This window comes from Rhizobium sp. SG570 (assembly GCF_012275345.1).
GTDB classification, from domain to species: Bacteria; Pseudomonadota; Alphaproteobacteria; order Rhizobiales; family Rhizobiaceae; genus Rhizobium; species Rhizobium lusitanum.
The window spans coordinates 171,492-194,051 of sequence record NZ_JAAZQI010000006.1; the positions used below are offsets into that span (position 1 = coordinate 171,492).

The 22,560-nt window shown below is 62.1% G+C and carries 25 protein-coding genes; 14 read left to right on the forward strand and 11 right to left on the reverse strand.

Features of this window, described 5'->3' with window-relative positions; translation table 11 throughout:
- Window positions 1-175: 175 nt before the first annotated feature.
- Together FHT28_RS14635 and FHT28_RS14640 are read right to left on the reverse strand one after the other, a co-directional pair.
- Window positions 176-739, reverse strand: coding sequence for a methylated-DNA--[protein]-cysteine S-methyltransferase (locus tag FHT28_RS14635; RefSeq protein WP_047556315.1), 564 nt, complete (start codon window positions 737-739; stop codon window positions 176-178).
- A 161-nt stretch (window positions 740-900) separates the two neighbouring features.
- Window positions 901-1,038: a hypothetical protein gene (locus tag FHT28_RS14640; RefSeq protein ID WP_156143646.1), complete on the reverse strand. Its 138-nt coding sequence runs from the start codon at window positions 1,036-1,038 to the stop codon at window positions 901-903.
- A 243-nt stretch (window positions 1,039-1,281) separates the two neighbouring features.
- Between FHT28_RS14640 and FHT28_RS14645 the strand changes: the two genes are divergently transcribed.
- Window positions 1,282-1,899, forward strand: a complete 618-nt coding sequence (locus tag FHT28_RS14645; protein WP_092574479.1) for a 2'-5' RNA ligase family protein — start codon at window positions 1,282-1,284, stop codon at window positions 1,897-1,899.
- A 9-nt stretch (window positions 1,900-1,908) separates the two neighbouring features.
- On the opposite strand, the gene FHT28_RS14650 is transcribed toward FHT28_RS14645, so the two are convergent.
- Window positions 1,909-3,549 carry a SulP family inorganic anion transporter gene (locus FHT28_RS14650; protein WP_168596587.1) on the reverse strand — a complete coding sequence of 547 codons (1,641 nt, stop codon included), beginning with the start codon at window positions 3,547-3,549 and terminating at the stop codon, window positions 1,909-1,911.
- A gap of 90 nt (window positions 3,550-3,639) precedes the next feature.
- The gene (locus FHT28_RS14655; RefSeq protein ID WP_246704863.1) at window positions 3,640-4,554 is read right to left on the reverse strand and encodes a LysR family transcriptional regulator; all 915 of its coding nucleotides are present in this window, start codon (window positions 4,552-4,554) and stop codon (window positions 3,640-3,642) included.
- Between the two features lie 58 nt (window positions 4,555-4,612).
- On the opposite strand from FHT28_RS14655, the gene FHT28_RS14660 reads away from it, so the two are divergent.
- The 3 genes from FHT28_RS14660 (at window position 4,613) to FHT28_RS14670 (ending at window position 8,203) form a co-directional block, all read left to right on the forward strand.
- Complete coding sequence (locus FHT28_RS14660) at window positions 4,613-5,587, forward strand: quinone oxidoreductase (RefSeq protein ID WP_047556319.1); 975 nt, start codon at window positions 4,613-4,615, stop codon at window positions 5,585-5,587.
- 264 nt (window positions 5,588-5,851) lie between these two features.
- A complete protein-coding gene (locus FHT28_RS14665) occupies window positions 5,852-7,033 on the forward strand; it encodes an MFS transporter (RefSeq protein WP_168596588.1) in 1,182 nt (393 codons plus the stop codon).
- 108 nt (window positions 7,034-7,141) lie between these two features.
- Window positions 7,142-8,203 (forward strand): succinylglutamate desuccinylase/aspartoacylase family protein, encoded by a 1,062-nt coding sequence (locus FHT28_RS14670; RefSeq protein WP_168596589.1) that lies wholly within the window; start codon window positions 7,142-7,144, stop codon window positions 8,201-8,203.
- Here the strand turns inward: FHT28_RS14670 and FHT28_RS14675 are convergent.
- Window positions 8,200-8,355: a hypothetical protein gene (locus FHT28_RS14675; protein ID WP_162693711.1), complete on the reverse strand. Its 156-nt coding sequence runs from the start codon at window positions 8,353-8,355 to the stop codon at window positions 8,200-8,202. The two genes, FHT28_RS14670 and FHT28_RS14675, sit on opposite strands and share 4 nt — an antisense overlap.
- Window positions 8,356-8,487: 132 nt before the next feature.
- Entirely contained in the window at window positions 8,488-9,009 is a 522-nt protein-coding gene (locus FHT28_RS14680; protein WP_168596590.1) for a MarR family transcriptional regulator, read from the reverse strand.
- A gap of 155 nt (window positions 9,010-9,164) precedes the next feature.
- Here FHT28_RS14680 and FHT28_RS14685 point away from each other — a divergent pair, with 155 nt between their 5' ends.
- The 3 genes from FHT28_RS14685 to FHT28_RS14695 all read left to right on the forward strand — a co-directional run bounded on the left by FHT28_RS14685 (window position 9,165) and on the right by FHT28_RS14695 (window position 11,352).
- Window positions 9,165-9,521, forward strand: coding sequence for an ArsC family reductase (locus FHT28_RS14685; protein WP_168596591.1), 357 nt, complete (start codon window positions 9,165-9,167; stop codon window positions 9,519-9,521).
- Between the two features lie 10 nt (window positions 9,522-9,531).
- The gene (gene ybaK, locus FHT28_RS14690) at window positions 9,532-10,005 is read left to right on the forward strand and encodes a Cys-tRNA(Pro) deacylase (protein ID WP_168596592.1); all 474 of its coding nucleotides are present in this window, start codon (window positions 9,532-9,534) and stop codon (window positions 10,003-10,005) included.
- Window positions 10,006-10,098: 93 nt separating this feature from the next.
- Window positions 10,099-11,352 (forward strand): aminopeptidase, encoded by a 1,254-nt coding sequence (locus tag FHT28_RS14695; protein WP_037197211.1) that lies wholly within the window; start codon window positions 10,099-10,101, stop codon window positions 11,350-11,352.
- 12 nt (window positions 11,353-11,364) lie between these two features.
- On the opposite strand, the gene FHT28_RS14700 is transcribed toward FHT28_RS14695, so the two are convergent.
- The gene (locus FHT28_RS14700) at window positions 11,365-11,955 is read right to left on the reverse strand and encodes an NAD(P)H-dependent oxidoreductase (RefSeq protein ID WP_168596593.1); all 591 of its coding nucleotides are present in this window, start codon (window positions 11,953-11,955) and stop codon (window positions 11,365-11,367) included.
- Window positions 11,955-13,571 carry an exodeoxyribonuclease VII large subunit gene (xseA, locus tag FHT28_RS14705; RefSeq protein ID WP_168596594.1) on the reverse strand — a complete coding sequence of 539 codons (1,617 nt, stop codon included), beginning with the start codon at window positions 13,569-13,571 and terminating at the stop codon, window positions 11,955-11,957. Before xseA ends, FHT28_RS14700 begins: the two co-directional genes overlap by 1 nt.
- 239 nt (window positions 13,572-13,810) lie before the next feature.
- On the opposite strand from xseA, the gene FHT28_RS14710 reads away from it, so the two are divergent.
- A complete protein-coding gene (locus tag FHT28_RS14710; protein ID WP_168596595.1) occupies window positions 13,811-14,041 on the forward strand; it encodes a homogentisate export protein in 231 nt (76 codons plus the stop codon).
- Between the two features lie 2 nt (window positions 14,042-14,043).
- On the opposite strand, the gene FHT28_RS14715 is transcribed toward FHT28_RS14710, so the two are convergent.
- Complete coding sequence (locus tag FHT28_RS14715; protein ID WP_168596596.1) at window positions 14,044-15,882, reverse strand: hypothetical protein; 1,839 nt, start codon at window positions 15,880-15,882, stop codon at window positions 14,044-14,046.
- A gap of 240 nt (window positions 15,883-16,122) precedes the next feature.
- On the opposite strand from FHT28_RS14715, the gene FHT28_RS14720 reads away from it, so the two are divergent.
- Window positions 16,123-17,136: a glycosyltransferase gene (locus FHT28_RS14720; protein ID WP_168596597.1), complete on the forward strand. Its 1,014-nt coding sequence runs from the start codon at window positions 16,123-16,125 to the stop codon at window positions 17,134-17,136.
- Window positions 17,133-17,519, forward strand: coding sequence for a GtrA family protein (locus FHT28_RS14725; protein ID WP_037197204.1), 387 nt, complete (start codon window positions 17,133-17,135; stop codon window positions 17,517-17,519). The genes FHT28_RS14720 and FHT28_RS14725 overlap by 4 nt, the downstream gene beginning before the upstream one ends.
- Window positions 17,520-17,528: 9 nt before the next feature.
- Here FHT28_RS14725 and FHT28_RS14730 read toward each other — a convergent pair whose 3' ends face one another.
- Window positions 17,529-18,515 carry a Gfo/Idh/MocA family oxidoreductase gene (locus tag FHT28_RS14730; RefSeq protein WP_168596598.1) on the reverse strand — a complete coding sequence of 329 codons (987 nt, stop codon included), beginning with the start codon at window positions 18,513-18,515 and terminating at the stop codon, window positions 17,529-17,531.
- A 317-nt stretch (window positions 18,516-18,832) separates the two neighbouring features.
- Here FHT28_RS14730 and FHT28_RS14735 point away from each other — a divergent pair, with 317 nt between their 5' ends.
- The 4 genes from FHT28_RS14735 to FHT28_RS14750 all read left to right on the forward strand — a co-directional run bounded on the left by FHT28_RS14735 (window position 18,833) and on the right by FHT28_RS14750 (window position 21,909).
- Window positions 18,833-19,399: an isochorismatase family protein gene (locus tag FHT28_RS14735; RefSeq protein ID WP_037197201.1), complete on the forward strand. Its 567-nt coding sequence runs from the start codon at window positions 18,833-18,835 to the stop codon at window positions 19,397-19,399.
- Complete coding sequence (locus FHT28_RS14740) at window positions 19,396-20,394, forward strand: helix-turn-helix domain-containing protein (RefSeq protein ID WP_037197200.1); 999 nt, start codon at window positions 19,396-19,398, stop codon at window positions 20,392-20,394. Before FHT28_RS14735 ends, FHT28_RS14740 begins: the two co-directional genes overlap by 4 nt.
- A 106-nt stretch (window positions 20,395-20,500) precedes the next feature.
- Window positions 20,501-21,451, forward strand: coding sequence for an aldo/keto reductase (locus FHT28_RS14745; RefSeq protein ID WP_168596599.1), 951 nt, complete (start codon window positions 20,501-20,503; stop codon window positions 21,449-21,451).
- A gap of 14 nt (window positions 21,452-21,465) precedes the next feature.
- On the forward strand, window positions 21,466-21,909 hold the full coding sequence (locus FHT28_RS14750; protein ID WP_037197197.1) for a GNAT family N-acetyltransferase: 444 nt from the start codon (window positions 21,466-21,468) through the stop codon (window positions 21,907-21,909).
- On the opposite strand, the gene FHT28_RS14755 is transcribed toward FHT28_RS14750, so the two are convergent.
- Window positions 21,899-22,516, reverse strand: coding sequence for a hypothetical protein (locus tag FHT28_RS14755; RefSeq protein WP_168596600.1), 618 nt, complete (start codon window positions 22,514-22,516; stop codon window positions 21,899-21,901). The genes FHT28_RS14750 and FHT28_RS14755 overlap by 11 nt on opposite strands.
- Between the last annotated feature and the right edge of the window lie 44 nt (window positions 22,517-22,560).

The following is a 22,560-nucleotide window of genomic DNA, read 5'->3' on the forward strand; positions in this document are numbered from 1 at the left end:
CCAGGTGATTGAAACCTTTCGCGAACCTTCGGCAGGGCCTTTGCGACCTCGCGAGGCGGGATATAGCGATCCGACGCCTGTGCGCTTCAACGACAAGGAGACGCTGCTGTTTTCCCGCGCCCGCCAGGTATCGAAAGCCTGGTGAGGAAGCCTCCCCTCCTCCCAGTGCCGCTGCCTAGAACCCCAGTGATTGCTGCACAGGTTTCGGCGGCGCGAGCTGGACGCCTTCCAGCTCCAGCATCCGGGCCTTGGCGTTGGAACCGCCGGGCGCCGAAAAGCCGCCGATCTTGCCGCCTGCCGCCAGAACGCGATGGCAGGGGATGATCAGCGCGACCGGATTCTTTGCCATCGCCTGGCCGACGTCGCGGGCGGCTTCCGGCCCGACGCCAAGCTGTTTCGCAAGCGTCCCATAGGTGGTGGTATGGCCCCAGGTGACCTGCCGGGCGGCATCGTAGATCTGCTTGAAAAAGGCATCCTGTTCGCCGAGATCGAGGGCGACGCCGGAAAAATCGATCTCTTCGCCCGCAAAATACCGTTTCACCTTGGCGACGACCTCCGCGACTTCAGGCGTCGGCGTGCCGGGATGCGCATTCGGCAGGCGACGCCGAAGCAGGCGTTCGGTCGCCCCGGCATCCTTCGTCGGCAATTGGAAGCGTATGACGCCGATATCGCTCCAGGCGATACCGCAGAAACCGCCGGCGGTTTCGAAGATCAGATAGTCTTGCCTTGTCTCGTTCATGACGGACGCTCCGTGTTTCCACTTGTCATGAAAATCGTGCCACGAGCCGTGAAATTCAACCCGATTCTTGTGCAGGGCCGATATTGCCGACATTTTGCCCGTTGAGGAAAACGGCGCCGCCGCGATGACGGCGCCCCAATCCTACCTCGCATCCTGGCGTATCAGTATCCGCCGCCGGCCGGAGGAGGATTCATCGTCATGTTGCCACCGGAGCCATGCTGGTCCGAGGTGGAACAAGAGGAAACACCGAGACCGACGAGAGCGAGCAAGGCGATCGAGAAGATGGCTTTCGTCAACATGTGAGATCGTTCCTTTTGAAGACGGCACAAATACCCCTGGCGGAGAGTGAACAAATCAGGCGGGCATTTTATTCGATGGCATTTCTAAAATTGAGATTCGGCGGATCGCCTTCAGCCAGTTTACTCGCCCCGATTCATCAAGTATGTTCTCTTTTTGTTCTTGATATAGCTGCCATGCGTCCCTATGATGTGCGGATCACCAGAATAGGAGGAGGCAAAGCCGCGTGGCTTTGACGCAATCCCATGAAGAACAAAGACCAGCTCTCGCTCTATCTCAGCGGCGGTTCGTCCAGCCGGACACTACCGCCAATCGATCAAAGGCCAATCAGCGAACTCTATTTTGCAATCCTTCCCGATCCGGAGATCGCCGCAAAGAGTCACAAGCTTGCAGGCAATTTCCATCGACGGTACCGGTTTTTCGCGAAGCCGCGAAAAGCCAATCTCCTCCATGTGACGCTCTATACTATCGGCTCGTTTCGCTACTTGCCCGAAGAGACGGTGTTTGCGGCGATGGAAGCCGCCTCCAGAGTTAGAAAGCCGTCCTGTTCGGTAGTCTTCGACCGGGCCGTCAGTTTCGGCAATGGCGATAATCGCCCGCTTGTTCTATGGAACGAGAATGGAAACACCGAACTCAAGGCGATCTATCAGGAACTGGTCGATGCCATGCGGCTTACCGGCATTGCGCCCATCAAGGAAAAGCCCATCGAGCCGCATATGACGCTGCTCTATCAGGGACATCCAGTTCCCGACACCGTGCTCGAAGAACCTGTGAGCTGGACAGCTAAAGACTTCGTCCTCATCAACAGCCTACAGGGTGAATCAATCCACGAGCATCTTTGCTATTGGACTTTGCGCGACTGAACAGCCCGTTCAAACCTTCGGCTGATTGTCATCCGCCATCACCGCCGCCACCGCATCCTCGACGCTGAAGCTGCAGCGGCTCTCAAGATCGGCTATGCCGGCTGCCGCCATGAGATCGCGCACCCGATCATGCGCACGAGCGAATTGCACGCGGATGCCGGCGCGGCGCATGGCGCCATCGAACTCCATCAAGGCATCCATCCCCGTGCTGTCCAGATCGAAGCTCTCTTCAAGGCTGAGAACGACGGCCCGCAATCCCGCCTCGCTGCGGCTGCGCGACAGGATCTCGCCGAAGATCGTGTCGGCATTGCCGAAAAACAGCGTCTCGCCTGGTCGCCAGATGACAATGCCCGGCATCTCGGACGCATCGCCGTGCCGGCTGATATCGACGAAGTTGTGACTGCTGCCGAGGCGCCCCAGTCGGGCGACATAGGGCGAGGCCAGTCGATGCATCATCGCGGCAAGCGAGAGTGCGATTGCCAGCAGCATGCCGTTGAGGACACCAAAAATCAGCACACCCGCAGCAGCGCCGATCGCGACGTAGAAATCGCGATGCAGCCGCCGCAGATGCAGGATCGGGCTGGGATCGAGCGCATGCGTGAGGGCTGCAATCACCACTGCCGCCAGCACCGGCTCGGGCAGAAGCGCCACCAGCGGCCCGGCGCAGGCAATCAGAATGGCAAGGCCGATGGCGGCGAAAACAGTGGTTGCGCGTGTCTTCGCGCCGGCCGCCTCGCTGGCGAAACCGGCGGAAAAACCGGCGCCGACGGGCATGCCCTGGACGAGGGCGCTGGCGATATTGGCGGCGCCGAGCGCGCCGAGTTCGCGATTGACCTCCAGCGTCTCGCCATAGCGCAGCGCCAGCGCCCGCATGGTGCCCCAGGATTCGGCAAAGAGGATGAGCACGAGGGGCACTGTAAACTGCACCAGCCGCGAATAGGCCATCCAGCCGGCATCCGGCAGCGACGGCCATTGCGGCAGGATCTCGATTGCACCGACCAGCTTGACGCCACGCGCCTCCAGACCGAACAGGTATGAAGCGAGAATGCCGGCGCCGAGCACAAGGAAGGCGCCGGGAACACCCGGCAATCGCTTGAGCAGCAGCAATGCCGCAAGCGCCACGACGCCGACGGCGACGCTGATCGGATTCCACTGCAGAACAGCGCCGAACAGGGCTGCCGCGTAGATAAAGATGTTCGAGCCCTGCACGGGCACGCCCACGAGGATGGGCAGCTGGTGCAGGATGATGGTGATCGCGAGACCCAGCGCGAAGCCGCGCAGCACCGGTCGGGAAATGAAGCCGGTGATGCCGCCGAGGCGCAAGACCGAAGCGACGACAAACAGAGCGCCGGCGAGCGCGACGGCGACCGTGGCCAAACCGGCCTTGACCGTGGCGTCACCGGGCATGACCGCCAGCGTCGCGGCAAGAATGGCGGCGGAGGAGGATGTCGGAGAGACGATGGCGAAGCGGCTCCGGCCGAACACGGCATAGACGAGACATCCGGCGATGCCGGCAAGAATGGCCCGATGCGGCGGCAGGCCGGCGATGCCGGCGTAGGCAACGGCTTCCGGCAACATCAGGCCGGCAACCGATATGCCCGCAACCAGATCCGCCCTGTCCACCACGAACCAGCTGCTCAGCTTCGTCATCGATCACCGACCATAGGGATGGCTCATCTGTTTATGGATAGAGATTCGCCGCCAAGCTGCAACAGGAAAATAAGCTGGCAAACCTTCGGCTTACACCGCCGCTTCGGCGCCATCGCGCAAGGGACAGCTTCTGCCGATCACTTCGGTGACAAAATCCATGACGGCGCGAATGGCCAGCGAGCGACGCAGATCCGGATAGGTCACGAGCCAGAGATCCCGCGTCGGTGAAGGAGTGGCCACAGGCAAGCGCATCAGCCCCGCTTCGGCATCCCCCAGAAATGCAGGGAGCGCCACGACACCTAGACCGGCACGGGCAGCCTCGAGCTGACCGAAAACATCTGTGGCACGAAACACGATCGGGCGGCCGGCCAGCAGGCTGCGCAGCCAGGTCTGCTGCGTCAGGTGCTCCATCGCCGCGTCGTAGCCGATGAAAGACCAATCCTCCTCAGGCATTTGCGCCACAGCCGGGATGGCATAGAGGCCGAAGCGCATCACGCCGATACGCCGGACAGGCAGATCGCTCTCCTCCGGCCGCGTCATGCGCACGGCGATATCGGCCTCGCCGTAATTGAGGGCGGCGCGGCGTGTAACGCCGGCAATGGTCAATGTAATATCCGGATGCTCGGCGCGAAAGACGGCTGCTTTCGGGGCCAGAAGATGAGCGGCGATCGATGGCGGCGCGCTGATCTTGACCGCTGCGGAAAGCCCGGCGACAGCGCTTTTCGAATAGCGCCTGATCGCCTCGACATTGTCCTCCATGCCGGCCACCAGTTCGGCGATAGCGCGGCCATCGGCCGTCAGCGGCGACGTGCGCGGCCGCCGGTCGATCAGGCGCAGATCCAGCGAGCGCTCCAGTGCGGCAATGCGCCGGCCGACAGTTGCGTGATCCACGCCCAACTCGCGCGCCGCCGCCGAGAGCGAGCCCGTTCGCGCCAGGGCGGCGAAATGAAGAAGGTCCTGCCAGTCGATCATCGGTGCATTATTGCACAGATATGGTGAACTCATACCGAATTCATTCAGGCTGATGTTTGTGGTCAAAGATTTCCTGAAAGGAGACTTCCCAATGCCCCTAGCGATTGTCATCACCGGCCCCGGCGGCCCCGAGACCATGAAAGCCGTTGATCTTCCCATTACAGAGCCAGGCTCCGGCCAGGCCCGGATCCGTCAAAGCATCTCAGGCGTCAATTTCGTCGACATCTACATCCGTTCCGGGCTCTATCCGCTGCCGCCCGGCCAGAGCGCCCTCGGCTTCGAGGGCGCGGGCGTCGTCGACGCGATCGGCCCCGGTGTCGAAGAGCTGAAAGTTGGGGATCGCGTCGCCTATATCGGCCATCCGCTCGGGAGCTATGCCGAGATGCGCACGCTATCGGCATCGCGGCTGGTGAAACTGCCGGATGGCGTCAGCGAGCGGGTTGCCGGCAGCACGATGCTGCGCGGGCTCACCGCCCACATGTTGCTGCAGAAGGTCTATCCGCTGAAAGCGGGCGAATGGGTTCTCGTGCATGCGGGGGCCGGTGGCGTCGGCCAGCTGGTTACGCGTCTCGCCAAGCGGCTTGGCGCCAACGTCATCGCGACGGTCGGTTCCGAAGCCAAGGCCGGTTTTGCCTATGAGGCCGGCGCGGACACCGTTCTCCTGCACACCGCCGAAGACTGGGTGGAGGAGACCCGCCGCATCGCCGATCGTCGTGGCGTGCATCTTGCTATCGACGGTATAGGCGGTGCCATGCTGTCGCAGACGCTTGCCGCCGTGCGCCCCTTCGGGATGGTTGCGAGCCTCGGCCAGGCTGCCGGACCCATCCCGCCGATCGAGATAGAGGAATTGACCGCGCCGCGCGCCATCGGCCTGTCGCGTCCGAGTGTGCTGACCTATGCCAACGATCCCGAGCTCTACCGACAGGGCACCAAGGCCCTGATGGAATACCTGCAGGCCGGGCTGATCAATCCGATCGGCGCCGAGTACGAACTGAAGGACGCAGCCCGGGCGCATGCGGACCTTGAGGCCGGACGGACGACGGCGAGCGTCGTATTGACGATGTGAGCCCTTTCGAGCGGGGCTGACCACCGGCCCCGCTTCCATGGCGAAGAACCTTCAAAGCCCCACGCACAATCGCATCATCCCGTCAATGGCTTTTGCTGCAAAGCAGCAATTCCATTGACCGGGGCGGCCCTTGCCTGCTACCGATTGTTCGTGGCGCCGCATGGCCGGTCGGCTATCGCCGCCATGTCTATCCGATACGAATCCCGATTTTTCGTGGCAAACAGCATGGACACCGCGCTTGCCGGTGCCCGCAGGCGATATCCCGTGAACACTGCCTCCCAGACCATCCGGTTCAACTCGACCCTGGCTCTCGTTTCCATCGTCGCGCTGACATTCTTCGGCTACCTGGCCATTGGCCTGCCGCTTGCGGTACTCCCGACCTATGTCGATAGCGGCCTCGATTTCGGCGTCGTCTGGGCCGGCATCGCCATCAGCACGCAATATGTGGCAACCATCGTCAGCCGCGCGCAGGTGGGGCGGTTGTGCGATCAGTACGGGCCGCGCCGTTCGGTCCTGCTCGGTTTTCTCGCCTATGGGCTTTCCGGTATCCTGACGCTCGCCTCCGCATTGACCGTCCATGTTCCGGCGGCGAGCCTGGCATTGCTGCTCGCGGGACGCCTGGCGCTCGGCATCGGCGAAAGTTGGGTCAGCACGGCGGCGATCACCTGGGCGATCGGTCTGATGGGATCGCGCGAAACCGTGCGCATCATCTCCTGGAACGGCATCGCCACCTATGGCGGCATTGCGCTGGCAGCACCCTTCGGCGCCTGGCTGCAGGGGCAATATGGCTTCTTCGCCATAGGCATCGTGACGATCGTTCTCGCCGTTGCCGGGTTCATGCTGGCACAAACACGACCGCCCGTACCCGGCGTCAAGGAAAAGGGCATCGGCACCGGCCAGGTGCTGAGCCGCATCGCGCCCTTCGGCGTGGCGCTGGCGCTGGCCTCCAGCGGCTTCGGCGTGGTCATGGCCTTCGTCGCGCTGTTCTTCCACAGTCGCGGCTGGGAAGGCGCCTCCTTTGCGCTCAGCGCCTTCGGCCTCGCTTTCATGGGCGTCCGGCTTGGCCTGGCGCAAGCCGTTGCCCGGTTTGGCGGCCTGCCGCTTACGCGTATCTCGCTCATCGTTGAGATGATCGGCCTCGCAGCACTCGCCATTGCGCCCTCGCCTACCATCGCCATCATCGGCGCAGCCCTTGCCGGCGCCGGCTTCGCACCGGTCTTTCCGGCACTCGGCAACGAGGCGATGGAGCGGATTCCACCACAAAACCGTGGTGTCGCGCTTGGTCTTTATTCCATCTTCCTCGACGTCTCACTCGGCACGACGGGCCCGATCGCAGGCCTGCTCGCCGACCATCTCGGCTATGCCGCGCCTTTTTCCTTCGGTGTCGGCGCCGTGCTGCTCAGCCTTCTTCTAAGCCTCGGCCTGCGCCGGAATCACCGTTCCTGACAGGCATCGGGGCAATCCGCCTCAATGACGCTCCGAAGCAACAACGGTTGCAGGACGGGGCAACGGCTTGGTATGGGTCTGAGATCATAACCAGCAGGAGGCCCGCCCATGAACGTCACCGAAATTGTCATCGAGGGCGATACTCCGGGGATTGCCTGGCGGCTGCCAGTCCTGCATTTCGCCGGCAGCAAAGCCGACGCGCCGAGGATCTACATCCAGGCCGCGCTCCACGCCGGAGAACTGCCTGGGACGGCGCTCCTGCATTTCCTCTGTGAACGGCTGCGACGAGCAGGGTTGGAAGGGGCGATACTTAGCGACATCGTCGTGGTGCCGCACGCCAATCCGATCGGTGCTGCGCAATCGCATTTCGGCGAGATGCAGGGACGCTTCGACCTCGGATCGCGCACCAACTTCAATCGCGATTTCCCGCTGATTTCGTCGCGCGACCGCGATCTGCTGATCGACAATCTGGACCGTTACCCGGCAGTCGACCGGCTGAAGCGCCAGCTGATCCATATGGCGCTCGGGGCCGATCTGGTGATCGATCTGCATTGCGACGACGAATCGCTGCAATATGCCTATATCGACGAGGCCTTCTGGCCCGAGGCGGCCGATCTCGCCGCCGCCTTGAATATGGATGCCGTGCTGCTATCGGACGGCGAAAGCTCGGCCTTCGAAGAGGCCGTCAGCTTCGCCTGGAAATATGAAGTGCCGGGAGAGAAGAAAGTACCGTTGCCGGGCAAGCTTTCGGTCACAGTCGAATTGCGCGGGACGCGCGATGTCTATCCGGACATGGCAAAGCAGGATGCCGAAGGGTTATGGCGCTTCCTGGCCGCCCGAGGGGCCGTGCGCGACGATAGCGTTGACCTCGCCGCCTTTACCGGGCCGGCGGTGCCGCTCGACAATATCGAGATGATCCGCGCGCCGCAGGCAGGCACGGTGCTCTTCCATCGCAACATCGGCGAACGCGTCGAAGAAGGCGATTTGCTGGCGACGATCATCACCGCGCCCGGCATGCCGGATGGGACCATCGACGTCCGTGCGCCACAAGCCGGCCTCATCGTCACCCGCGTCTCGGACCGGCTGGTGCGCCGGCGCGGCGACCTGATGAAGATCGGCTGCGACAGGCCGAGCGCGGTCGCCCGCAAGCCGGGCACGCTCGAAGACTAGCGGCCGTCGATCACCTTGCACCGTATGGCGAAGGCGATGGCAGCCGCCTCCCTGAGAAGCGCGCCGAAGCGACGAACTTGATCCAGAGTGATGGCCATGGCAGCGCGGCCGGCGCGGACCGCTATGCCGAAGATTGTGCGATTTCCTGTCACGATCATGCCTCCGATCGAATTGATGCGGGCGACGTTCAGAGCATCGAAGGCAGCGTCGAAAACGACGCCGCCTCATATATATGTATGCATACTGCATATAAATTAGCTGAATGTCAAGGTCGCCGTTCGACGTTACGTCATGACGGTGATAGGGCACCTGTCCTGGTCGCAGACTCCCTGGTCGCAGACGCGGCAGACCACATCCTGATCGTCCCCGAGATCGACCAAAGCCGGCAGCAGCTTTTCCGCCAGGCGACCGAATTGTTCGGTCTCCTCAGGCCCCAGCGCTTTGAACGCCCGGCGAATGACGGCGCGGCGGGCGGCGAGGCTCTTGTCAAACAGCGTCCGCCCGCTCTCCGTCAGTTGCAATGATCGGGCGCGCTTGTCGCCTTCGACGCCGCCGGCCCTGAGCACGAGATCCGATGTCACGAGTTGATCGACAAGGCGAACGGTCGCGGAATGGGAGAGCGCAATCAGTCTGCGCAGGGTCTCGATCGTCAGGCCCGGCTCGGTGCCGATCTGGACGATGGCCGCGATGGCGCTCGGCCCAAGGCCGGTTTCGTCGGCGAAGGCCTTTTCCATCTTGTCCACCAGAGCCAGGCTCATGGCGCCGAAGATGTTTTCCAGCCGCGATATTTCCCTATCCGTCGCCATACCCTATTCCACCGCCATAAATATGCATGATGCATATTTACAGGAAAATCAGCTGTGATCGCAACGGCTAGGCGAACCGCTGCTCCATCTGGCCGGCTTTTCCCCGCCTTCGCTTGCGTGCTATGCGCTATCCGACAGCAAGAGACGGATTCGCCATGACGATCACCATTTACGGCATCAAGAACTGCGACACGATGAAGAAGGCGCGGACATGGCTCGAGAGCCACGGCATCGTCTATGATTTCCACGACTACAAGGCCATCGGCATAGACAGGGATCATCTGGAGCGCTGGACGAGCGAAGCCGGGTGGGAAGTCGTCCTCAATCGCGCCGGCACGACCTTCAAGGCTCTGCCGGACGCAGACCGCGCGGACCTGACGAAGGACAAGGCCATTTCGCTGATGCTGGCGCAACCTTCGATGATCAAGCGCCCGGTGCTGGACGCGGACGGAAAACTGCTTGTTGGATTCAAGCCAGAGATTTATGCGGCTGTCTTCGGCGAGACCGCCTAGAGGCAAGGCCATGTCAAAGACCACCCGCGCGACGCAAGTGCTGACCCAGGCGAAGGTCGCCTTCACCGTGCATACCTACGACTACGATCCGAATGCCGAACGCGTCGGCATGCAGGCGGCGGAAGCGCTTGGCGAGGAGCCGCATCGCGTGCTGAAGACCTTGATGGCCGAGGTGGACGGCAAGCCGGTCTGTGCCGTCGTGCCCTCAGACCACGAAGTCAGCATGAAGAAGCTCGCCGCTGTCTTCGGTGGCAAATCGGCGAGCATGATGAAGCCTGCGGATGCCGAGCGTCTGACGGGTTACCACGTCGGCGGCATCAGCCCCTTTGGCCAGAAAAAGCTCGTGCCGACCGCCATCGAGGCCCAGGCGATGACGGAGGCCCATGTCTATGTCAACGGCGGCCAACGCGGCCTGCAAGTGCGGCTCAGCCCGCAGGATGCATTGGCCGTTTTGAAGGCCAAGGCGGCATCGCTGATTGCCTGATCGGCACCGCGGACTGACAAACCGCCTTCATTTTCGCCGCAAAGCGGTCTAAGTCTGGGGACCATCCTTCCGATCAAACACGCAGGTTTTACCATGACGCCCGACTCCCCCAACAACCATCCCGTCGATCACGCCAAGCTGGAGAAGCTTGCGGAAGTGGCCGTAAAGGTCGGGTTGCAGCTGCAGTCTGGCCAGGATCTGCTGATCACCGCGCCAGTCGCCGCGATGCCGCTGGTGCGGCTGATCACGCGCGAGGCCTACAAGGCCGGCGCGGGACTCGTCTCCACCTTCTATTCGGATGAGGAAACCACGCTTGCCCGCTACGAATACGGCCAGGATGCAAGCTTCGACCGTGCGGCGAACTGGCTTTACGAAGGCATGGCCAAGGCCTTTTCCAATAACACCGCGCGCCTTGCCATTGCCGGCGACAATCCGATGCTGCTCTCCAACCAGGATCCGGCGAAGGTGGCACGCGCCAGCCGTGCCAATTCGGCTGCCTATAAGCCGGCGCTGGAGAAGATCTCGAATTTCGATACCAACTGGAACATCGTCGCCTACCCGAACTCCTCATGGGCAAAGCTGGTATTCCCCAACGACCCGGAAGCGATCGCCGTCGCCAAGCTCGCCAAGGCGATCTTCGCCGCCTCGCGCGTCGACGTCGCCGACCCGATCGCGGCCTGGGCAGAGCACAATGCCAATCTGCGCAAGCGCTCCGAATGGATGAACGGCCAGCGCTTCGCCGCCCTGCATTTCCAGGGTCCCGGCACCGACCTGACGGTCGGTCTCGCCGACGGCCATGAATGGCATGGCGGCGCCTCGACTGCCAAGAACGGCATCACATGCAACCCGAACATTCCGACGGAAGAGGTCTTCACCACGCCACATGCGCTGCGCGTCGAGGGTCATGTCTCGTCGACCAAGCCGCTGTCGCACCAGGGCACACTGATCGACAATATCCAGGTCCGTTTCGAAGAAGGTCGCATCGTCGAGGCCAAGGCGACGCGTGGGGAAGAGGTGCTGAACAAGGTGCTCGACACCGACGAGGGTGCCCGCCGGCTCGGTGAAGTGGCGCTGGTGCCGCATTCCTCGCCGATCTCGGCCAGCGGCATCCTGTTCTACAACACGCTCTTCGATGAAAACGCATCGTGCCACATCGCACTCGGCCAATGCTATTCGAAGTGCTTCGTTGACGGAGCGTCGCTGAGCCAGGAGCAGATCAAGGCGCAGGGCGGCAATTCCAGCCTGATCCACATCGACTGGATGATCGGCTCCGACAAGGTCGACATCGACGGTATCAAGCCGGACGGTTCGCGCATGCCGGTCATGCGCAAGGGCGAGTGGGCGTAGGCAGGGACAGAGCTAAAGGGCGGCAAGAGCCGCCCTGACGCGGGCAAGATGAGCCTTGCGTCCGGCTTCGCTGACACGGTCCATGTCGTGCAGCGCCAGCATGCGGAAATTCAGCCGCTTGGCACAGAAGGCGGCAATGCCGCGCTTCAGCAGACGCCGCACCGGATTGCCCATGTAGACGTGGACGATCCACCAGGGGGAACCGGTCGTCGTCAGCGCCCAGAACAGGCGGATATTGGTGAGCTTCGGCACGATGCGGCCGCCGGCGGGATCGTGCGTGAAAGCGATGCCGGGCGCAAAAGCGCGATCGAAGAAGCCCTTGAGAATGGCCGGAAAATTGAACCACCATTGCGGGAAGACCAGTATGAGGCCCTCGGCCGCGCGCAGCCGCGCGACGATGGTGTCGACGCCCGATGCATCATAGGGCTGGTCGAAATAGCCGCGCCGCTCGGCTTCGGACAGGCGCGGGTCGAAGCCCTCACGATAGAGATCGAGCAGATCGACCTGATGCCCTCCGGCGGCAAGCGTCTCCTCCGCAACCCTTGCCACCGCAGCGGCAAAACTATCCTCCAGCGGATGGGCCAAGACCAGCAGGATACGCATCAAAAAAGACTTCCCTGCTTCGGCGGAGCGGCGGGATCGGCTGCCTTTGTGCTTCGCTTCTTCGATGGCGGCGTACCGGCCGGCGGGGTGGTCGGTGACGGTGTTGTCTCATCATCGCTCGTGACCGCGCCGACGCGGCCATCGGCGAATTCGATCGAGATGGCGGCACCAGCCGTAAGCGCGGCGGCAAGAGAAACCGGCCGGTCGTCTTCGTCGCGCACCACGGCATAGCCGCGTTTCAGGACGTTCTTGTAGGACAGCGACTGCAGAATCCGCTCCTGCGCGACGAGTTCGCTGCGCGCGCGCGTCAACTGATGCCGTATCGCCGTGTCGGCGTGGCGGACGAGATTGCCGAGGCGATCGCGGGCCCGGCCGGTTTGCGCTTCCAGGCGCGACGGCAACGTGGCGAAGATGGCATCGGCCCTGTCTATACGAGCGCGAGAACGGTCGATCATTCGCTCGATGGTGCGTTCGGCGCGGGTCATGCGCTCGTTGAGCTGCTGGCGGCGCTCGGCAATCCGGTTCGACAGGATATCCGGCCGCAGCTGCGAGGCCATGCGCTCGAAGGAACGGCGCTTATTCAAAGTATTCAGCTCCAGCCCACGGCCCAGGCCGGCGGCCGCCTCATCGAAGCGGCGACGCGGCAAGGCGAGAAGCTGGTCGAGCGAAGGCAAAGCGCGCAGGAGCGCACGCACCGCCTGCCGCCGCTGGTCCATCTGCCTGGTGACACCGCCCTGCAGACGGGCGGAAAGACTTGCGAGCTGCGCCTCCAGTTCGGCCTTGACCGGCACGGCCATTTCCGCCGCTCCCGTCGGCGTCGGCGCACGCACGTCGGCGGCATAATCGATCAGCGTCCAGTCGGTCTCGTGACCGACGGCGGAGATCAGCGGGATCTCGCTGGCGGCGGCGGCGCGAACGACAACCTCGTCGTTGAAACTCCAGAGATCCTCCAGACTGCCGCCGCCGCGCGCGACGATCAGCACGTCGGGCCGCGGGATCGGGCCATCGGGGGCGAATTCATTGAAGCCGCGAATGGCGTTTGCCACCTCGTCGCCGGACCCCTCGCCCTGCACCTTCACCGGCCAGACCAGCACATGCACGGGAAAGCGATCGGAAATGCGATGCAGGATGTCGCGGATGACGGCGCCGGTCGGCGAGGTGACGACACCGATCACGCGGGGCATGAAGGGAAGGCGGCGCTTGCGCTCGGGATCGAAAAGGCCTTCGGCGCCAAGCTTGCGCTTGCGCTCCTCCAGCAGCGCCATCAGCGCACCAGCGCCGGCCGGCTCCAGCGTCTCGATAACGATCTGATATTTCGACGAACCGGGAAAAGTCGTCACCTTGCCCGTCGCGATGACCTCCATCCCCTCTTCAGGACGGAATTTCAGCTTCGAGAATGTGCCTTTCCAGATTACCGCGTCGATGCGGGACCTGTCATCCTTCAGCGAGAAATAGGCATGGCCCGAGGAATGCGGCCCGCGATAGCCGGAGATTTCCCCGCGCACGCGCACCTGGTCGAACGCATTCTCGACCGTGCGCTTGATCGACCCGGACAATTCCGAGACGGAATATTCCGTCAGGTTCGACGGCGAATCACTCTCAAAAAAGCTGCTCATGGGCTTTTTCTAACCGATGTCGCGAAAAATGCGGAGCCTTGTGCGTAACGCCTTCAATCGGAATCGATTGAAGGAAAGGATTATGCGCAGATTTAAAGTGCTCCTGCGTCCTTTGTGCGTCCCACAGGACACGCGGAGCTTATTGCTTCATCAAACGTTAACCCTGTCGACAAAGCCTTTCTTAGCCATCCGTGCGTAATTCTGTGCAAAGTGATTTCTGGTAAAGAGGATATGGAGCGATGATATTCGTGACCGCCACGATCATCGGAATTGCCGCCGGCCTGCAGCGCTCAACGATCGCTGCGATGCTGGGTGTGGCGCTGGTGAGTATCGCCTTCATGGCAGCCGTCGCCATCTCCATCGTTGTGCCGCCGCTGACGACGCTGTTCGTCGCGCTGGGCGGCTACAATCTCGGCTTCATCGGCTATCTCATTACCACCGATATGATGGAGCACGGCCGCCGCGCCTAGGATCACTCCTGCGGCTTGAACCGGAAGAACTGCACATCCGATTTGGTCGGTGTGGGAATGGGCTCGAGATAAGCGGGCACATGGCCCGCGCCCAGCTGAGCATAGAGTCCCCGAGGTTTCAGTTCAGACAGCGTCTGCACCTGCGGATCGCCCTTGCAGAATGCGACCAGCGTCACATGCGCGTCGCGCAGAAGCGCTTCCGCCTGCTGCGGCTCCGCAAGGCCGATATGCAGTTCGGCCAGCATCCCATCCGGATCACGATGATAGGGGCCGGACAACGTGCGATGCGGCGTGAAGCGCAGCAGCGGTGCACCCATGTTGGATGCCGCAGCTATGACCCCCGGCGGAAGGTTGGCAATCGGCGCCAGAGCTTCCTTTGACGCGCAGTTCGACGTCTCTTCGGCCTTGGCGGGTGGGGCGACGGTAAAGCTGTTGACGATGCCTTTATCTGCAAGCGCGCCGCCGACGGCCCAGACAGCCGGCGCAGAAATCAAGGCCGTGACCACGTAGAAGAAGGCAGCGCCGACGTCCTCGGTATCGGCCGCCGAGATACGGCGCAGATCGGCAAGCAGCAATGCCAGCGGTGGAATGGCGAGCAGATTGGAAAATTCCGCGCCACGAACCTGCACGAGCGTGATCGCCCAATTGACGGCGACCAAGGCCATCAGGATCGCATGCAAACGGGCGCGTTCACCACGCATCATGCGGAACGCGCAGACAAGCATCGCCAGGAAGCCCGTCGCGTAGAACGCACCGAGCCCGTCCGGTGTTGTGCGAGCGATCGAGAAGATCGACTGCGCCTCGGTCACCTTGCTCAGCCAGAGTTCCACCAGCATCGGGTCCAGATCGGCAAGCGGATTGCGCAGGCATTGCGGAGCGATCGCGACGGTCGTGGCTAAGACCGCTGCACCATTGGCCGCCAGCACGACCATGCGCCACGACCGGGACAGACGGCTGGCGAAGAGCGCGGACAAGAGGAGCCCGACGCAGCCGACGCTGATGATGCCATAAAAGCCGAGCGAGAGATTGTCGCAGGTGACCATCGAATAGAGGCGCGGCGGCACCAGCGAGAAGAATGCGCCGCTGACGGCAATCGTCAGCGTCAGGGCAAAGGCCCGCGCGGCAGGCGCAAAGACCGCGCCGTCCCAGGCCCACAAACAGGCAACCGCCACGCAGGCGACCGCCACGAAGGGCGTCGTCTCCGCACCGATACCGAGCTGGACGGCAAGGGCGACGGCAGCGATGGCGAAATTGCGGGGCTTGTAGCTTTCGTCGGCCAGCATGGCGACCGCAAGGGCGACGAGGCCGAGCTGAACATTGTCGTGATCGATGGATCCCGGCACGAAACGGCCTGAGGTCAGAACAAACAACGATGTCAGGATCAGCGAAAAATGCATGCCTTCGACGCCGCCGATGCGGCGGCCCGCGAGGCCCATGAAGGCCATCAGCGGCAGCACGAGCATGAGCGGCCAGACGGTCAGCGCCGCCGCCTCCGCGCCTTCCGGCGAGAAGAACAGCCGGAAGAAGAGGATGAGGCTGGCGATCGGCAGATCGATGAAGCGCGACCAATGCATCAACGTTCCGCCGTCGAGACCGAGGCGGTATTGCATCATGTCGAACCAGCCCTGACCACCCAGGAAATCTCGCACTTCGACAAGACGCATGACATCGTCATTGTCGGGGCCGACATAGTCCGTGAGGTGGCGATGAATGACCAGCTGGGCGAGGATGATGACGATGGCGTAGATCAGTGGCACAAGGACAGGATGCGACTTGCGCAGCAATGCTTTCCTTTCTGCCACCGCGGCTGCTTCGGGCGGCATTGCCAGCGTCTGTGCCATGTCGATGAACCCTGTATTTGAAGGATATTCGAGGCTGCACGCTAATCGCTGTGGATCAAGAAAAAGTAAAGCGCGTGCACGCGGCGGCATCCATCACGACAATGTTCCCGGCAAGGGCGGCATTCCCGCCATTTTTCCTTCGCAACCATAGGGTCTTATTAACAGCCAACGGGATAAGCTCTCGTCCGGATCGTCCATCGGGCCTCAACTTGAAATCACGCGTAGGAACCGGCCAAGACCATGTGGAATGAGAAGCTGAACATCGCCGTTCTTCTGCCCTGCTACAACGAAGCCGCCACGATCGGCGATGTCGTTCGCGGTTTTCGCAGGGCGTTGCCGGACGCCGGCATCTATGTCTACGACAATAACTCGACCGATAGCACGGCGCTGCATGCCATGCTCGCGGGCGCGGCCGTGGTGCGCGAACGGCGGCAAGGCAAAGGGCACGTCGTGCGGCGCATGTTCGCCGACATCGACGCCGATATCTATGTCATGGCCGACGGCGACGGCACCTATGCGCCCGAAGACGCCGAAGAGCTCATCCGCACGCTGCTGACGGAAGGCGCCGACATGGTCGTCGGTACTCGCCGCAACGTTCACAACGACGCCGGTCGCCAGGGCCACGCCTTCGGCAACCGCATCTTCAACTGGCTGTACCGTACGATTTTCGGCGCGGATTTCACCGACATCTTCTCCGGCTATCGCGCCTTCTCCCGCCGTTTCGTGAAGAGCTTCCCCGCCGTGTCGGGCGGTTTCGAGATCGAGACGGAGATGTCGGTTCATGCCTCGCGGCTGAAGCTGCCCGTCAGCGAGCTGGAACTCGATTACGGTCGGCGGCCGGAAGGCTCGCACTCGAAACTCTCCACCTTCCGCGACGGCTGGAAGATCCTCTGGATGTTCGCGATGCTGATGAAGGAAACGCGGCCTTTCGTCTTCTTCGGCATTCTCGGCGTCATTTCCATGGAACTGAGCATCGGCTTCTCGATCCCGGTCCTCGTCGAGTATTTCGAGACCGGCTTCGTGACGCGCATGCCGACCTGGGTGCTCTCCGTGGCGCTGATGATGATTTCCTTCATGCTGTTCACGGCCGGACTGATACTCGATTCCGTCGCCCGTGCCCGCGCAGAACAGCTGCGCATCCACTATATGAGCTTGGCCAAGCCATCATCCCGCCAGATCGGCGACGACAGGCCGGTCTACATGGCGGAACTCGAAAAGCCGGTGAGCCGGAAGAAAAGGGCAAAGGCCGCATGAAGAAGCTTTTTCGCTTCCTGATCGCTGGCAGCGTCGGCTTTGTGGTCGATGCGGGCGTGCTTCACCTGCTGCTCTGGTTCACGCCCTTCGGCCCTTTCATCGGCCGGGCGATATCGATACCGAGCGCGCTGCTTGCCACGTGGTTTCTCAACCGCAATTTCACCTTCGGCCGCTCCGACCGTTCGCTTGCGGCCGAAGGCTTCCGCTATGGCTCGGTCGGCCTGACCTCGGCATTGCTGAACTATACTCTATTCAGCTCGCTGCTGGTGGCCGAGCCGAGCTTGCGCCCGATCATCGCGTTGACGCTGGCATCGGCGGCGGCGACCGCGTTCAGCTTCTTCGGCTATTCACGCTTCGTCTTCCGCCACCGGCAAAATCCCTGAGAAGCCGGTTCAGACCGGCTCCCAGCCGTCCTTCTCGCTGGCGCGGTAGATGGCATCGATGACCTTCTGATTGAGCTTCGAGCTTTCCAGCGATACGACCTCCGCCCCCTCACCGAGTGCCGCCGAAGCGAAGGCTTCCGCCTCGCGCTTGTATTGGCGGCTGTCGGGGAAGCGGAAGATCTGCGATTCCGAGTGGCTGCGATTGGTCAGCTCTAGCTCTTCGGCGCCGTAGCGATCGGCGTTGAAGGGCGATTTCACCTCGATGAAGCCTTCCGTGCCGTGGAAGACCATGACCTGGCGATTGGCCATCTGCGTCGAGATGTAGAAGCTCATTTCGAAATCGCCGAAATCGGCTTTGACGCTGGAATAGATGTCGGTGCCGAATTCCGGGTCGCGCTCGGTCACTGCCTGGATGCGCAGGGGTTCGCGGCCGGTGACGAAACGGGTGCTGATGGTCGGGTAGACGCCGATATCGGGCAGGCCGCCGCCGCCGAGCGACGGAATATTGCGCATGTTGCCGGCATCACGATTGAAATAGGTGAAGGCGCCCTGGATATGGCGCAGGCGGCCGATGGCGCCATCGGCCAGCAGCGAGCGGACCTTCCGCCATACCGGTGCATAGGTGACCATATAGGCCTCTGTCACCAGCACCTTGTTGCGGTCGCGGGCCACGATGAGGCTGTCGATTTCATCCGCCTTGAGCGCGATCGGCTTTTCACAAAGTACATGCTTGCCGGCATCGGCGGCCTTGATCGTCCATTCGACGTGCTGCGACGTCGGCAAGGGAATATAGACGGCATCGATGGTGTCGGAGGCGAGCATTTCCTCATAGGAACCGAAGGCGTGCGGCACGGAGAAGCGGTCGGCCATCTGCCGGGCGCGCGCCAGGTCGCGGCTGGCGATGGCGGTGACAACGCAATTTTCCGCATCCTGAATGGCCGGCACCACCAGTTCGCGGCCGATTTTTGCCGTCGATAGAATTCCGAAACGCAACATGATCTTCCTCCTGAAGCATCATCCCGAAGCGAACGGCCGCAGCGATGGTCGCGACACGGCCTTCCGGCGGGATCCCTTGTCAATACGGCGGGTGGAGAGCGAAACGAGACCATTCCGCTCTGGGCAAAACCAAGAGCAACCTTATTCGGCCGTTTCAGATGGCGCAACGGCTTGGGGACGATCATTGCTCGCAGACATCTCGCCGAACTGTATGAAGACATGTCCGAATTTGTCCTCTTTCTGTCAGATAGGTGGCTTTCGGACCTTTTGACTGGCGCCTAGTTTCGGCTATCCTTTCAACCATAGGAGATACGAAAATGTCCCATCCCGGCACCGCATTGCTGGTTATCGATGTTCAGGAATCGTTTCGCCAGCGTCCCTACTGGCAAACAGACGACCTGCCCACCTTCACCAGCCGCCTGCAGGCGCTGATCGATGGGGCCAAGGCCAGGGGCATTCCCGTCGTCCAAATCTTCCATGTCGACGACGATCCGCATTTCAGCCTGAAAAGCGGCTATGTGCGCACGCTCGATGAGGTCTCGCTGGAAGCCGATGCAATATTTCACAAAGCTCGCCACTCGGCACTCGTCGGCTCCGGCCTGGATGTCTGGCTGGTGGAAAACGGTATCCGCAAGGTCATCGTCTCGGGCATCCGCACCGAACAGTGCTGCGAGACGACGACCCGGCATGCATCCGATCTCGGCTACGAAGTCGACTACGTGACTGCGGCGACGCTGACCTTCCCGATGACGCATGCTTCGGGCACGGTCTTCAGTGTCAACGATATCAAGAAGCGCAGCGAACTGGTGCTGTCAGGCCGCTTCGCCCGCATCGCAACGGTCGAAGAAGCACTTGTCGATGCCCCGATCCGGAGCGCTGCATGAGCCATAGCGACGGACGCCTCCATCGCCGGAACATTCCCGTCTACGTCCTTCTGCCGCCCTATACGCTGCTGATGGATGTGGCCGGGCCGATGGAGGTGCTGCGCCGCGCCAACATCGAACAGGACGATATCCGGTTCGACTATCGTTTCATCGCCGCCCGCCCCTCGCAAACGACCTCGGTCGGGTTGACGCTTGCCGATCTCGAACTCCTGCCAGATCACATTCCCGACGACGCCTATGTCATCATATCCGGCAGCGTCACGCCGCCTGATGATGCCGAAGACATCGAGCGGGAAATCGACACGCTTGCCGCATGGCTGAAAGCTGCAATCCGCCCCGGCATTGTCCTCGTCACCATCTGCTCGGGCGCCGTCATTGCGGCCCGTGCCGGCCTGATGGACGGCTACGCATGCACGACGCATGCCGGCTGTATCGATGAAGTCCGACAATATGCCCCGACCGCTAGGGTTCTCGACAACCGGCTCTATGTCGAAGACCGGGAACGTTATTCCAGCGCTGGCATCACGACAGGCACAGACCTGATGCTGCACCTCACCTCCAAGCTGACCTCGCCGATGACCGCTTTGACGATCGCCCGTCATATGGTCGTCTACATGCGAAGAACCGGTGCCGAACCGCAGCTTTCGCCTTGGCTCAGCGGCAGAAACCATGTGCATCCCGCCATCCACCGCGTTCAGGATGCAATCATGGCCGATCCCGCCCATAGCTGGTCGCTCTCAGAACTCGCCGGCATCGGCGCGATGAGCGCACGGCATATTTCCCGGCTGTTCCAAGAGCATGCCGGCCTGTCGGTCACCGGCTATGTCAACCTGATGCGCGTCACGCTGGCGCGCGACGTGCTCGCCAATTCACGGCTCGACATGGAGCGCGTGGCGGAGAAGTCCGGCTTCGCCTCACCAAGACACATGCGGCGTGTCTGGTCGAAATACAACACGCTGCCGCCCAGCCACTATCGACGCTCAACGCCAGAATAAAGAAATCGTTAGTGGAATTTCACGGCTTGCGGCGGTAGCCTTCCTTGTCCTTCCCCTCCGGCGCCTCTGACGCCGGCTTCCCGCTCAAGTGATTTGGAGAGATATCATGGACCTGCGCAAGCTTGGACGAACCGATCTTTTTGTTGCCCCCATCGCTTTCGGCGGCAATGTCTTTGGCTGGACAGCCGATGAGAAGACCTCCTACGCACTGCTCGACGCCTTCTTCGACGCCGGCTTCAACACGATCGACACGGCTGATGTCTATTCGCGCTGGGTTCCCGGCAACAAGGGCGGCGATTCCGAGGAGATCATCGGCAAATGGCTGAAGCAGGGTCGCGTCGCCCGCGACAAGGCCATCATCATCACCAAGGTGGGCTCGGACATGGGTCCGGGCAAGAAGGGTCTCAAGGGCGACTATATCGTCGAAGCCGTCGATGCCTCGCTGAAGCGGCTGCAGACCGACTATATCGACCTCTACCTGTCGCACTGGCCGGATCCGGAAACGCCGCACGAGGAATCGCTTGCCGCCTATGCGAAGCTAAAGGAGCAGGGCAAGATCCGCCATGTCGGCTGCTCCAACCTCGATGCGAAGCAATTGCAGGCATCGCTCGATGCCGCCGCCAAGGCCGGCCTGCCGCGCTATGACGTGCTGCAGCCGGAATATAACCTCTATGCACGCGACAGCTTCGAGGGGGCGCTGGCGGATCTTTGCGTGAAGGAAGAGATCGGCGTCATCACCTATTTCAGCCTCGCAGCCGGCTTCCTGACCGGCAAATACCGCACCAAGGCGGATACGGAGGGACGGGCGCGCGAAAATCGCGTGGCAGCCTATCTCGACGACAAGGGTTTTCGCATTCTCGCGGCGCTCGACAAGGTTTCCGCCGAAACCGGCTCGAAGCCGGCCGAGGTCGCGCTTGCCTGGCTCTTGCGCAAGCGCGGCGTGACCGCTCCGATCGCCAGCGCCACTAGCCTCGGGCAGCTCGACGCGCTAATCAATTCGGCGAAACTCTCCCTTTCCGATGAAGCCATGCGCCTGCTCGACGAAGCCGGCGCCTAAGCAAGGGCCAACAGATGACCGTGACGATCCGTGACGCCAGACCCGAGGACGAAGCGCGCTGGCGGGCGCTCTGGGATGGCTATCTCGCCTTCTACGGCGTCACCATTGCTGCTGATATCACCGATGCGACATGGCGCCGGGTCTTCGATCCGGCGTCGGCAATCTTCATGCGCGTGGCCGAGGTTGACGGCGAGGTAAAGGGTTTCACGCTCTGCATCACGCATGAGGGCACATGGGTGCGCGCACCGGACTGCTACCTCGAAGATCTGTTCGTCGATGAAAGCGCCAGGGGTCGCGGTGTCGGCCGGGCACTGCTGGACGACCTCGTCGCGCTCTGCAAGAAAAACGGCTGGGTGCGCCTCTACTGGCACACGGACGAAACCAACGCGACCGCCCGCAAACTTTACGACACCTATGTCGAGAGCGACGGGCATATCCGGTACCGCATCAACATCTGAGCTTCGGAAAGCCCTCGTAAAGGGCGGAATGATCACCCTCCCAGTTCGCCATGCCCGGCTTGGTGAGCATGCCGCGCGGGCTGACATAGCTCTGGATGGTCCGCATCGGCCGCTCATGCCACTGGATGTTGAAGGCCCAAAGCTTCGGGAAGAAGCACAGCGAAGCGTAAGGCAGGTGGTCGTGGATCCACCAGGCAAGTTTCTGCCAATCGCCCTCGTGACTGTGATGGTCGATCAGCCAGGGCACGACAATGCAGACGGCCGCACCCATGCAGCCATCGAGATCGCGCATGTCCCAGATATGATGTGCGGCGGTATGGGCATTGGTGGAGCAATTGAACCCATTCCTGTTGCCGAAGGCATTGACATCAGGCGAACGATAGCCGGAACGGATATGCAGACGGCCGAAGGTCGTCTCCAGCGGCTCCAGCAATTCCTCGCACAGCCTTCGACCCGCCTCGATCGCCAGATTCGGATCCTCGGGGATGTTGGGGATGCGATAGAAATCCGCGATCTCCGAATGCAGGAAATCGCGGAAGAAGAAGTTCTTTGACAGTCTGACGCGGCCAAGCTCTTCCAAACCCTTCATCGACCCCGGCTTTTTCATCGGCAACACCCCCTATTCCCTGTCGTCGATTCAACATTCCGTCT